Annotated in this window: 11 protein-coding genes, 1 pseudogene and 1 riboswitch; of the genes and pseudogenes, 8 read left to right on the top strand and 4 right to left on the bottom strand. The window is 46.0% G+C overall.

Annotation, left to right across the window (positions count from 1 at the left end; translation table 11 throughout):
- Positions 1 to 201: 201 nt before the first annotated feature.
- Complete coding sequence (locus ACFYU8_RS04365) at positions 202 to 1509, bottom strand: aminotransferase class I/II-fold pyridoxal phosphate-dependent enzyme (RefSeq protein WP_390295475.1); 1308 nt, start codon at positions 1507 to 1509, stop codon at positions 202 to 204.
- Positions 1510 to 1687: 178 nt separating this feature from the next.
- Here ACFYU8_RS04365 and def point away from each other — a divergent pair, with 178 nt between their 5' ends.
- From def to ACFYU8_RS04350, 3 genes are all read left to right on the top strand, one after another.
- Positions 1688 to 2215: a peptide deformylase gene (gene def, locus ACFYU8_RS04360; RefSeq protein ID WP_390295477.1), complete on the top strand. Its 528-nt coding sequence runs from the start codon at positions 1688 to 1690 to the stop codon at positions 2213 to 2215.
- A gap of 30 nt (positions 2216 to 2245) precedes the next feature.
- The gene (locus ACFYU8_RS04355; RefSeq protein WP_390295479.1) at positions 2246 to 3256 is read left to right on the top strand and encodes a homoserine dehydrogenase; all 1011 of its coding nucleotides are present in this window, start codon (positions 2246 to 2248) and stop codon (positions 3254 to 3256) included.
- Between the two features lie 100 nt (positions 3257 to 3356).
- Positions 3357 to 3512: a hypothetical protein gene (locus ACFYU8_RS04350; RefSeq protein WP_390295481.1), complete on the top strand. Its 156-nt coding sequence runs from the start codon at positions 3357 to 3359 to the stop codon at positions 3510 to 3512.
- A 64-nt stretch (positions 3513 to 3576) separates the two neighbouring features.
- Here ACFYU8_RS04350 and ACFYU8_RS04345 read toward each other — a convergent pair whose 3' ends face one another.
- Positions 3577 to 4335 carry a CAP domain-containing protein gene (locus ACFYU8_RS04345; protein WP_390295483.1) on the bottom strand — a complete coding sequence of 253 codons (759 nt, stop codon included), beginning with the start codon at positions 4333 to 4335 and terminating at the stop codon, positions 3577 to 3579.
- A 7-nt stretch (positions 4336 to 4342) separates the two neighbouring features.
- Positions 4343 to 4494, bottom strand: a riboswitch (cyclic di-AMP (ydaO/yuaA leader).
- An 84-nt stretch (positions 4495 to 4578) separates the two neighbouring features.
- On the bottom strand, positions 4579 to 4923 hold the full coding sequence (locus tag ACFYU8_RS04340; protein WP_390295485.1) for a rhodanese-like domain-containing protein: 345 nt from the start codon (positions 4921 to 4923) through the stop codon (positions 4579 to 4581).
- 430 nt (positions 4924 to 5353) lie between these two features.
- Here ACFYU8_RS04340 and ACFYU8_RS04335 point away from each other — a divergent pair, with 430 nt between their 5' ends.
- A complete protein-coding gene (locus ACFYU8_RS04335) occupies positions 5354 to 5557 on the top strand; it encodes a cold-shock protein (RefSeq protein WP_007729289.1) in 204 nt (67 codons plus the stop codon).
- Positions 5558 to 5702: 145 nt separating this feature from the next.
- On the opposite strand, the gene ACFYU8_RS04330 is transcribed toward ACFYU8_RS04335, so the two are convergent.
- Positions 5703 to 6170, bottom strand: coding sequence for a hypothetical protein (locus tag ACFYU8_RS04330; RefSeq protein ID WP_390295487.1), 468 nt, complete (start codon positions 6168 to 6170; stop codon positions 5703 to 5705).
- Between the two features lie 114 nt (positions 6171 to 6284).
- Here ACFYU8_RS04330 and ACFYU8_RS04325 point away from each other — a divergent pair, with 114 nt between their 5' ends.
- The 4 genes and pseudogenes from ACFYU8_RS04325 to ACFYU8_RS04310 form a co-directional block, all read left to right on the top strand.
- Complete coding sequence (locus ACFYU8_RS04325) at positions 6285 to 7025, top strand: 2-phosphosulfolactate phosphatase (protein ID WP_390295489.1); 741 nt, start codon at positions 6285 to 6287, stop codon at positions 7023 to 7025.
- A gap of 80 nt (positions 7026 to 7105) precedes the next feature.
- On the top strand, positions 7106 to 8695 hold the full coding sequence (locus ACFYU8_RS04320; protein WP_390295491.1) for a catalase: 1590 nt from the start codon (positions 7106 to 7108) through the stop codon (positions 8693 to 8695).
- A gap of 146 nt (positions 8696 to 8841) precedes the next feature.
- Positions 8842 to 9417, top strand: a complete 576-nt coding sequence (locus tag ACFYU8_RS04315; protein ID WP_390295493.1) for a TetR/AcrR family transcriptional regulator — start codon at positions 8842 to 8844, stop codon at positions 9415 to 9417.
- 60 nt (positions 9418 to 9477) lie between these two features.
- Positions 9478 to 10590: pseudogene (locus ACFYU8_RS04310) on the top strand (RCC1 domain-containing protein); the annotation flags it as partial.
- Between the last annotated feature and the right edge of the window lie 541 nt (positions 10591 to 11131).

Genomic DNA, 11131 nt, shown 5'->3' with positions numbered 1-11131 from the left:
CCCTCGGAAACCCTCGGAAACCCTCGGAAACCCTCGGAAACCCTCGGAAACCCTCGGAAACCCTCGGAAACCCTCGGAAACCCTCGGAAACCCTCGGAAACCCTCGCGTACACTCTCGTGGGTATCCGGGGCTTTTTTTGAAAGAAAACGAAAAGCGCCCTGACACGAGGCCAAGACGCTTTTTCGGTAGTCGTGTTACAATTATTTGGTCAATGCATTTTCCAAATCTTTCACACCGCTATAGACCAATTCGAACAGGTCAGCAATGTTTTCTTCTTCAATGCAAGAGAAGGCAATGCGCAAATCGGTTTGACCGAGAGCGATCGTACCGACGCCATACTGTTCCAGCAAGTGCTGGCGCAATGTTTCTGCTTCGACAGTCTTTAGCTTGAGGCACATGAAGTAGCCGGAGTTGAATGGATAGTAGGTCCACACATCATCAAATTTACCGCTGTCGAGCACTTCCTTGACACGGTTGGCGCGGCCTTTCATGATATCGAATTTCTCCTGCTTCTGAGCTTTGTAGTCCGGAGCAGTGATTGCGTGCAGAACGAACGTTTGAGAAGGGTGTGATCCGCTGGAAAGAGTCGCGCGGATGATTCCCATTGTTTTCTGCTCCAAAGCGCTGAGCAAGTCGCTGGATGGAGAAGCATACGTAATGAAGCCAACACGGAAGCCCCATACATAATCTTCTTTGGTAGCCCCATCTACTTTTACAGGCAGAATACGTGGGTGAACGTTGCACAGGCTGGCGAAGAGAGATTCGTGCATCGAATCCTCGAAGAACAAGCCGAAGTACGCGTCATCTGTTACCGCGACAATGTTGATTCCGGCTTCAGCGCCTTCTTTGAGTGCAGCGATGATTTGTTTTCCTTCCTCTGGACCTGGTGTATAGCCGGTTGGGTTATTCGGGAAGTTGAGTACGACGATGGCTTTGCCTTTGTCTTTTTGTGCGAGAATTGCATCACGCAAAGCAGAAGCATTAAACTTCATCTCGTCGTTATACAATGGGTAGTAGACCATTTCGGCACCACGGCGGATCGAAAAGGTAAGCTCGTAGTTTTCCCAGTTTTTGTCCGGGATGATGACACTGTCACCACTGTCAGCGAACAAATCCGATACGATACTCAGGCCATGCGTCAGAGCGTTTGTAACGATTGGGTTACTAATTGTATGATTTGCCAGTGCAGGCTGTTCTTCGATCATTTTTTTACGCCATGCTGCACGTAGCTCAGGTTTTCCTGCAGGGGGTGCATATTCGTAAATATCTTTTGGCTGGTAAGCAGATAGGTTATCCTGGATGACTTTGAGATGCATCGGTTGACCGTTTTCCAGTGCAATCCCGATGGTTGCGTTGTACTTTTTCGCTTTTGTTTTCGCTTCTGCCGACTGGCTGAGAATGCCCTCTTTTGGGAAATAAATCAGCTTGGCGATATCGGACAGCATTTCATACACGTGCGGGTTTTCTCGTTGGATGGTTTCGTTCAGCGTTGATGCCAATGAATGCATGGTAGCCTCCCTTTTCAATTACAAACATCTATCTTTACCAATAAAGATAGCGTATCTACATGCATTTGTCACCCATACCCAGCCGGATATTTCAGATTTTGCAAGGTTCCTTTTGACAGGGAGGACCTGATTTGCTACCTTGAAATCGAAAACTGAGTGATGCGGGAGGGAGAAGGAAATGGCAGAACGCATAATCGTTCGCCTGGGTGACCCTATCTTGCGTGAAACTTCAAAAAGAGTACCATCCATTACTCCGCAGGTTGAAAAGATTTTGGATGATATGGCCCAAACAATTTACGCTGCGAAAGGTCGTGCAGGCTTGTCTGCGATCCAAATTGGCATTCCGAAACGTTTAGTTGTGATGGATTGCGGTAGCGGCTTGATTGAACTGATCAATCCGGTGTTGATTGAAAAATCAGGTGAGCAGGTAGGGCAAGAGGCTTGTCTTTCGATACCGGGTGTCTTTGGAATCGTTCATAGGGCGAATTATGTCAAAGTTCAGACGTTGGACCGCCAAGGAAAAACCATGACAATCGAAGCCGAGGATTTCCTTGCTCGGTGCATTCAGCACGAGATGGATCATTTGGAAGGAATTTTGTTTATTGATCATACGGAAGAGCTCTTCTCAGCAAAAACAGGAAAGAAACTGAACCGCAAAGATATGCACCGGATACAGGGTGAAAGTAGAAAAAAATGGTGGAAATAATCAGAGCATATACAGCAAGGAGAATGACTCATGAAGCGTTGGAATATTATGTTAACAGGCTTTGGAACAGTAGGACAGCAGGTAGCTAGACTGCTGGAGCAGCGTCGGGAGCGGTACCGCGAGCAATATCAAGCGGATGTCAGACTCGTGGGAGTCGTTCGTTCAACTTCCGGCCTCTATGATGAGAACGGAATCGATTCAGGAAAATGGGAAGACTATTCGCATACAAAACAAACATGGAATCCATCATGGGACGCACTGGATTTTATCAAGTCAGCTCAAGCAGATGTACTCATCGAGGCAGGTCCATCTGAAAAAGAGGGAGGACCCGGTCTGACTTATATTCGGTATGCATTGGAGAATGCTATGCATGCGATCGCGATTTCAAAAGGGGCACTTGTAGTCGATTATGCTGGCTTAGCCGCTCTAGCCAAAAAACATGGCGTCGCGTTGAAAATTAGTGGAGCAACAGCAGCGGCTCTGCCGACGATCGATCTATTGCAGTATAACTTGGCAGGCTGTGAAGTGAAACGAGTCGAAGGCATATTTACAGGCACGACGAACTTCGTGCTCACAAAAATGATGGAAGAGGGGCTCACCTGTGCGGAAGCAGTCGAGCTTGCTCAGAAGATGGGGATTGCCGAACCAGACCCTTCTTATGATATCGATGGTTGGGATACAGCTTCGAAGCTCACGATCCTTGCAAACGCCGCTTTTGGCGCGCAAGTAAATCTGCCCGATATCACACGCGCAAGTATCCGCGAAATACCATCCGTACAAATCGAGACGTGGAAAAAGCAAGCAAAGATTCCCAAGCTGATCGGAATCATCCAAAAGGAAGCGAATGGCACGCTTTCTGTAGCAGTTGAGCTTTGTGCAATGGATTATACCCATCCATTTGCATCTGTATCAGGTACGACAAAAGCTATACGGGTAGAAACAGATGTCATGGGGGATTTAATGGTTGTTGGAGGAAAATCAGATCCTGTCGCGGCAGCAGCGGCTGCCCTTAAAGACCTTGAACATATCATTAGCAAATAGGCTAATTTGCATGAGCTTCCAGTGTTCCTTAGGAATGAGTCGTTTACAACCGCGAGCATACTAGTGATGCACCACAAAAAACGGCGAGGGGGCCATACGGATGAATCAGTCGTCTGATGTCAATGCCGAGCTGCAGCAAGTATCTGCTTACCCAACCAAGCAAAAAATGCATCAAAAAAATGTCGCTTTGGTAAATGAGCAGGATAGCTGCTGTTGTTCCCCCAAAAAGCAGGCATCTGAAGCACAGCAGGAATAACGCCTACACGAAAAAGCCGGGTCTCGATTAAGAGACACCGGCTTTTCGTTTCATGCAATGCGTTTTATCCGATAAATTCTTGTACCCAGTAGCCATTTGTGAAGCCTACACCAATTTTTGTGAACGCAGGGTTCATAATGTTTTGGCGGTGACCTTCACTATTCATCCATTGTTGCATAACTTCTTGTGGACTCTGTTGACCCATGGCGATATTCTCACCTGCAGTCGAGTACTGAATGCCATACTGCTTCATCATGTCAAATGGGGAACCGTACGTTGGGCTGTTGTGGTCAAAATAGTTGTTAGCAGACATATCTTGTGCTTTTGCCAATGCTACTTTGGACAGTGCTGCATCCATTTGGACAGGCTTGAGACCTGCTTTTGCACGTTCTTGGTTCACCAAATCCGCGACTTGTTTAGCAAAATCAACAGCTTTCCCTTGTTCCACTTGATTTACTGGAGCGGCAGGTTGAGTGACGGTTTTGCTAGGTTGCGCTGGTGCAGCTTGAACTGGTGCTTGTTGTACGGGTGCTGGTTGAAAAGATCCTAGTTGTAAATATGTAGCTTGCCTTTGCTTAACAGGTTGCATCGGCTGTACTGCTTGTGGCTGGCCAGGGACAAAGCCTTGCTTTTGGAAAAAGTTATAGAACTGTTGTGCATTTGGTGCTTTTTGGAATTGTCCCATATTTTGACCTGCATTGAATTGGAATTGTCCGTTCTTCAATGGGCAGTTAGATGCTGCGGAAGCAGAAGAAGCAAACCCTGTCAAAGCCAAGCCCAGGCCAAGAGTCATCGCGATTGTAACAGAACCAAAACGTTTCATAAAACAAATCTCTCCTTTTTTTTGCCTACGAGGTTAGTTGTCGGATTCGGGTTGAGGAAACAACCCTACGCCAATTCGGCGATTCACCCCATGTGGAATTGCTCATCCACAAAAAGTCCCCCGCACTTCCTTTTCAGAAAGTCTCGGCTTATTTCGTTTGGCATGAACAACGATATCAGACAATCCCAATCGAAATAAAGGAGTAATATATGGCAAATAGCTAGAATCACTGATAAATTAGGCTCATTTCGCTTCGTTTGATTGTTCCTTCCATGCGGTTAAGCCGCCTTCCAATGCATTTGCTTGAAAACCATGCTCACGAAGAAGAGCGGCAGCTTTTTGAGCTTTGTTACCTGTTGTACATACGGTAACAATCTGCACATTATGCGCAAGTTTTTCGGTTTCTTCATCGAATGGCTTGTCCTGTTCTTTCATTAGAATATAGGGAACGTTTCGGGTCGATGCATTTTCGTGAACGAGGCTGCCGGTGATAAATTTCTCGACGTCGCGAACGTCCAATAATAGTACAGGCACTTTCTTTTCAAGCATTTCTGATAATTGAATCGTTGTCAAAGTTTGATTTTGCAAATGAAATCCCTCCCAATGCTATTGTAACAGAGTATCGCCTTCCCAGTATAAGGGTGAACGGTTGCTTTTATTGGACAACCATGGTAGAATGAGATTGCTACTTGAAAAATTGATACCTAATCATTCATCGAGGTGTTTGTATGCTGATGGATAACATTTTTGAATCCCCGATTCACACTGGCGCGGTCATCGGAGCCGCAAGGATGGAAGAGAGGAAGGGCTTTCATTGTTTTAGGTTTTCAAAAGGTTTAGTTTTTAATTTTGCAGTTCCGTCCTATGACATTCGTATATTTACTGAGTAGGTAAAATTCACATATCATGAAGGCGTATCATAGCACATGATCTGGTATTCCTTCATGATATGTGAGCTTTATTTGCTTCGGTAAATATGACTAGCATATTCAAATTGAATTTTTGGAGGTTTTTTTTAATGCAAACGAACGGAACAGTAAAATGGTTTAACGCAGAAAAAGGTTTCGGTTTCATTCAAGTAGAAGGCGGAGACGATGTATTCGTTCACTTCAGCGCAATCCAAGGTGACGGTTTCAAAACTTTGGACGAAGGTCAAAAAGTTCAATTCAACATCGTTCAAGGCAACCGTGGCCCACAAGCTGAGAACGTAGTAAAACTGTAAGTCTCCTGCTAAAAAGAAACTGTCCTTTCGAGGGCAGTTTCTTTTTGTTAGGTAATGATAGGGTTTTTCTAGCCGTTCAATAAAGGAAGAAAATAAGGAACTATGGCGCCACACCATAATTCCTTATTCCCAATTTGTTAACATACTACGGGCAAGTTTCGAGTTCAATCGTCTGAAATTGGCTATCTAGCACTGTTAGGCCATCCACTTGTCCGCCGCCAATTGAGGTGCGGCCGTATGTGGTGAGAAGAACGTTTTGATTGTTGCGGGCTACAGTAAGGCGTACCTCATAATGGAAGGAAGCAGGTATCGCCGCATTAAATACAGTGCGAGTGTTTGCTGGGAGAACTTGCGTAACGTCTACTAATGTACTGACTGGATTTGTTTGAGTAACAGCATTACCCCAGTTCAATACTTGTACGCGTACTTCCACGCCTCGGTCGAATAGATTGACGATGTCAAGGTGAGCTGTAAGCGCAACATTGAGATTATTTTGCAAAATACCAGTTGTTCTTACAAGTGTTTCTCTGTGAGGTTTGCGATGCTTGTGATCCTTGTGATCCTCGTGATGCTCATGGTGCTCATGATGCTCTTCGTATTCTTTTTCCGTCATCTTGATCACTCCAATTTGGATATATACTAGTGGGACAATAATACGATATTGTTTCTTGTATGAATTTGTAACGGCGAACGTAAGGGGACGAGTAACTATTTTTGATAGAGGACGGTGGGGGTTTTGGGAGATACGCCTGTATGCAATCAATTAGACTATACGGCTCGCTTTGAATGGGGCTACGAAGGAGTGGAGCACGTCGGGGCCGTATCGGATATGATCGTCATCATTGATGTGCTCTCTTTTAGTACATGTGTCGATATCGTAACGGGACGTGGGGGAATCGTCTATCCTTATCAGATTAAGGATGCGTCCGCTGTGGAGTTTGCCAAACAAAAAGCAGCACTGCTCGCTGGAAAACGGGGAGAGCCAATTTCGCTTTCACCTGCTTGTCTGAAAACGGTACCAATGGGAAGTAGGGTGGTGTTACCCTCCCCAAACGGATCGACCTGTACCGTATTGGCAAAGAAATCAGGGGCGAAGGTCATCGCAGCGTGCTTGCGAAATGCGCCAGCTGTCGCCAGATACATACAGCAGCATAAAGGGACCGTAACGGTCATTGCTTGTGGTGAACGGTGGGGAAATGGAGCATTGCGACCCGCTATCGAGGACATGATTGCAGCAGGTTCTTTACTTCACGAATTGGAGGGATATCGCTTGTCACCAGAGGCCGAAATCGCGGTGGCAACCTTTCGATCGGCCCAAGATCATATTCCCTTTTACTTGCAAAAATGTGCGTCAGGCCAAGAACTGATCAGCATGGGGTATCCGGAAGATGTCGCACTTGCAGCACAATGGAATCAAAGTTCCACTGTCCCAGTCTTAAACGATGATTTTGCTTACGAAGCCATTTAGTCTTCTCGCATAAAGAATCCCTCATTCGGTAACCATGGTTATGAATCACACATGAGAAAAACTGGACAGGGAGGATTCATATGGATGACAACAGCAAGTCCATCAACCAGTCAGAAGAAAATATCCTGACGAATCGCCAAGGCCATCCGATCACAGACAACCAGAACTTGCGAACAGTAGGGAATCGCGGGCCAACCGTTCTGGAGAATTACGATTTTCTGGAAAAAATCACACATTTTGATCGGGAGAAAACACCTGAGCGTGTCGTGCATAGCCGTGGTGCAGGAGCGCATGGCTATTTTGAAGCGTATGGAACCGTAGGAAATGAGCCGATTTCTACGTACACGAGGGCAAAGTTGTTTTCGGAGCGTGGGAAAAAAACGCCTGTGTTTGTGCGGTTTTCTACGGTTATTCATGGGACACATTCGCCCGAGACATTGCGCGATCCACGCGGGTTTGCAGTGAAGTTTTATACAGAGGACGGGAACTGGGACCTTGTTGGCAACAACCTCAAAGTTTTTTTCATTCGGGATGCGATGAAGTTTCCTGATCTCGTACATGCGTTCAAGCCTGATCCAGTGACAAACATTCAAGACGTGGAACGGATCTTTGACTTTATCTCAAACACACCTGAGGCCATGCATATGATCACGTTTTTGTTCTCTCCGTGGGGAATACCAGCGAACTATCGGCAAATGCAAGGCTCTGGCGTAAACACGTACAAATGGGTAAATAACGAAGGAAAAGCAGTCCTGGTCAAATACCATTGGCAGCCGTTAGCGCAAGGAATTAAGAATCTGACACAAAAACAGGCGGAAGAGATCCAAGGCAAAAACTTCAATCATGCGACGCAGGATTTGTATGAAGCGATCGAGCGAGAAGAATATCCGGAGTGGGAAATGTGCGTTCAGATCATGAGTGATGACGACCACCCTGAGCTCGATTTTGATCCCCTTGATCCAACGAAAATATGGCCCGAAGATCAATTCCCGTTTCTTCCTGTAGGCAAAATGGCATTGAACAAAAACCCTGATAACTATTTTGCAGAGGTCGAGCAAGCAGCTTTCGGGACAGGTGTTTTAGTGGATGGACTTGATTTCTCCGATGACAAGCTACTGCAAGGAAGGACCTTCTCTTACTCGGATACGCAGCGTTATCGGGTTGGCGCTAACTATTTGCAGCTTCCGGTAAACGCTCCCAAAAAGCATGTAGCTACCAACCAGGAAGGCGGTCAAATGCTGTATCGAGTAGATCGGACGCAGCGGCATATTAACTATGAGCCATCGACGATTGGCGGTTTGCAGGAAGCCAAGCAAGCAGCTCCTGATCATCAGCCAGAAGTGGAAGGGAAGGTCGTCCGTCAAAAGATTGATCGCACCAGCGATTTCAAACAGGCGGGAGAACGTTATCGCCTCTTGGAGGATTGGGAACGAGAAGACCTGATTGCCAATCTGACGGATGCACTCCTCTCCTGTGACCCGCGCATTCAAGAGAAAATGCTCGGATACTTCTCTCAATGTGACGAAGAGTACGGAAAGCGCTTGAAGGCTGGAGTCGCACAGGGCAATGGCGGTAACAGTCAGGGGATGGGTGGACCTATGGGCGCAACGAATCCAGGAGCGGCTGTCAAAGAAGCCGAACAGAAGTCTCATCCGTCCAAGCCTTACTGATGACGCGAGTGAACAAGCAAGATGGAATGAACAGTGGAGCTTTGCCGAATCCATGGTAAAGCTCTTTTTTGTATCCGGTTGCATTTTTACCTAACAATCAGTAGGCTAAAACGTATGGGATCGATTTGCCAAAGGAGACGTTATTCATGTCGAAAGATAATAAAACACATCAGCATATTGTAGAAGCAGCCTTTCAATTATTCGCGGAGCATGGGATTGAAAAGACGAGCCTGACGATGATTGCTGCAGAAGTAGGGATCACGAAGCCGGCAATCTACTACCACTTTGCATCAAAGGATGCGCTGCTCGATTATTTGTTTGATCAACTATTTGGAAATTATACATTTTCTCATTTTTTCACGGTTACGGATTTTACAGCTGACAATTTCGTGGAACTCCTTATCGAAAATGGGTTGAAGCTATTACCGAGCGAGGAAGAGGATTATGTCTTTTTACGTGTCTTCAATCAATTTCTGCTGTCTGTCAGCCAAAAAGAGAAGTACCGTGACAAGCTACGTGTGATGCAAGAAGATTTTTTGCAGGGCTTTACCTCATTGTTGGAGCGCGGGATAGAGTTAGGTATTGTCACACCTGATCGAGTCATAGCAAAAGCTCATATTCTAGCACTTGTCGTTGATAATATCAGTAATTACATGCTGATGGGGATTGAGCTTGATCAGAGGGATATCTGGGCTGAAACAGTGAGAAGCGTGTTAAAGTAATCGAAAAAACAGTAACGCAATTCGAATCGCTAGCGTCTTACAATTGTTTACATTAAAACGATGGCGAGGAGATTCATGATGATACAAAGAGAGAAATGGGTAGCACTGCTGAGCTACACCGCGGTATTCTCCTTATTGACGACGGGTGGGGTCGTTGCTGCATCCCCTGCGAAAACAGTTTCCCAAAAGGTAGAAGCAACTGCTGGCGCTAACAGCAATATCGACGTGAGGTTGCAGGCTTGCAGTCAAAATGATTCGATAGCGGAAGCTTCGGCCACAACGATGAAGTCCTGGAAACCATTTGAGAATAAGCCCGTCATGGAAGGGATTACTGCCATTGCAACAGGCATCATTTTTGATGAAGCAGGCTATGGATGGAGACCAGGTATTTCGTATGCCTTCACTGAGGGTGGGCAAGTGTGGAAATGGGGCTATCAATCTGACGAGAAGTATGAACCACACAAGCTAGACGGGATCAAAGGTGCGAAGCAAGTCACAACGGATTATGTCCTTACGGGCGCTGGCGAAGTATGGCAGATCGATGAGAAGAAAGCACCAGAAAAACTTGCCGGTCTGGATAAAATCAAAAACATTCAGCAGCTCGATCTTCATGAAGGCGTACTCTTTTTACTAAAAGATGATGGTACCGTACTGAAATGGGAAAAAGGAGCGAAAGCAGCAGAGAAGCTGACGAAGCCCTCAAATATTCGCGCCATGTATAGCTCTGCTTTTTCCTTGTTTGCAGTAGATGATCAAGGGAAGCTGCTCTATCTCGATGGCAAATCGGGAGAGCTGAACACAGAAAATGTACAGGTAATAGATATCCCAGGGAAAATCAAACAGGTAGCCGTCGATTATACGGATCGCGCCTTGATCCAAACTGAAAAAGGCGAAGTGTATAGCTATAACACAAAAGAAAATGAAAAAGCAGTGCGAGCCGCTCATGCAGATGGTGCCACGCGGATGGCAGTTGGCGGAGAAGGAATGTACTTGATCGTAAAAGCGGACGGAACTGTTTGGGGCTGGGGACATAATACGCTTGGAATGCTCGGTGCGAATCTGGAAAATGAGCTCGAGGAGCCTGTCAAACTAGCAGGTCTTTCTGATATCACAGACGTACAAGCGGGCACAGATCATGTGATTGCTCTGGACAAAAAAGGAAACGTCTATTCATTTGGCAGCAATATGACAGGACAGCTGGGTCGAATCCCTGTTACTTTTGACAAATGGACAGAATTGGGCGAATTACGTGATGTAAAACAGGTTGTAACAGAGCTGGATAAGCCGTATTTCGTACGTAATGATGGTACTGTATGGAGCTTCGGTGTGGATCGAGTGCCATATGAAGTGAAAGGACCTAAGAAAGTAAAAACAATGGATAGCATTCTGAATTCCCCCGTTACCTTGAATGAGAATGGACAAATCCAGGTGTGGACCAGTGAATTTAGCAGTTGTGAAACATTGGCGTTGCCTTCTCGCATCAAGGATTTCGTTGGTGGAGAGGAGCATCTCATACTGCGTACGGAAGATGACCAATTCCTGACGGTGGAATTCAGTTATGATTCCGCAGAACGCGGGGGCGTATATGTCATCACGAACTTACACCCACAAAAAGTGGAAACCCTCAAAATCGATTCAAAAATGGCTGCGGATGTGACCAAGCTTTATGCCAATCTTTATACGTTTTTTGCTGTGACGAAAAATGGTCAAGTAT

This window comes from Brevibacillus sp. NPDC003359 (assembly GCF_042878995.1).
GTDB lineage: Bacteria > Bacillota > Bacilli > Brevibacillales > Brevibacillaceae > Brevibacillus.
Note: the sequence above shows the minus strand (reverse complement) of the source record. Positions and strands in the feature narration are given on the sequence as shown.

Coding starts and splice junctions, on each gene's coding strand:
- ACFYU8_RS04365 (WP_390295475.1), bottom strand. CDS start 1,509: ATGCATTCATTGGCATCAACGCTGAACGAAACCATCCAACGAGAAAAC.
- ACFYU8_RS04315 (WP_390295493.1), top strand. CDS start 8,842: ATGTCGAAAGATAATAAAACACATCAGCATATTGTAGAAGCAGCCTTT.
- ACFYU8_RS04355 (WP_390295479.1), top strand. CDS start 2,246: ATGAAGCGTTGGAATATTATGTTAACAGGCTTTGGAACAGTAGGACAG.
- ACFYU8_RS04320 (WP_390295491.1), top strand. CDS start 7,106: ATGGATGACAACAGCAAGTCCATCAACCAGTCAGAAGAAAATATCCTG.
- ACFYU8_RS04350 (WP_390295481.1), top strand. CDS start 3,357: ATGAATCAGTCGTCTGATGTCAATGCCGAGCTGCAGCAAGTATCTGCT.
- ACFYU8_RS04335 (WP_007729289.1), top strand. CDS start 5,354: ATGCAAACGAACGGAACAGTAAAATGGTTTAACGCAGAAAAAGGTTTC.
- ACFYU8_RS04345 (WP_390295483.1), bottom strand. CDS start 4,335: ATGAAACGTTTTGGTTCTGTTACAATCGCGATGACTCTTGGCCTGGGC.
- def (WP_390295477.1), top strand. CDS start 1,688: ATGGCAGAACGCATAATCGTTCGCCTGGGTGACCCTATCTTGCGTGAA.
- ACFYU8_RS04330 (WP_390295487.1), bottom strand. CDS start 6,170: ATGACGGAAAAAGAATACGAAGAGCATCATGAGCACCATGAGCATCAC.